Origin of the sequence: Bradyrhizobium uaiense, from assembly GCF_010811875.1 — a bacterium.
Lineage (GTDB): Bacteria > Pseudomonadota > Alphaproteobacteria > Rhizobiales > Xanthobacteraceae > Bradyrhizobium > Bradyrhizobium uaiense.
The window spans coordinates 1-243 of record NZ_VKHP01000977.1 but is presented as its reverse complement, the minus strand read 5'-3'; the positions used below and the strand labels follow the sequence as shown (position 1 = coordinate 243).

Genomic DNA, 243 nt, shown 5'->3' with positions numbered 1-243 from the left:
GGTTTATGCGTTGCACGCCCCGGAGGTCGAGTGCATCGGCAAGGGTAAGGCCCGCGCGCCCTACGAGTTCGGCTGCAAGGTCAGTATCGCCACCCCCGTGACGTCTCCGAAGGGCGGCCAGTTCGTGCTTCACGCCAAGGCCCTGCACGGCAATCCCTTCGATGGGCACACGCTCGGCCCCGTGATCGCCGACATGGAGAAGCTCACCGGCGTGGAGGCTCGCCGTATCCACGTCGACAAAGG

Annotated in this window: 1 pseudogene; it reads left to right on the top strand. The window is 65.8% G+C overall.

The annotated features are described in order from the left end of the window. Nucleotides 1-243, top strand: a pseudogene (locus tag FNJ47_RS48390) (IS5/IS1182 family transposase); the annotation flags it as partial.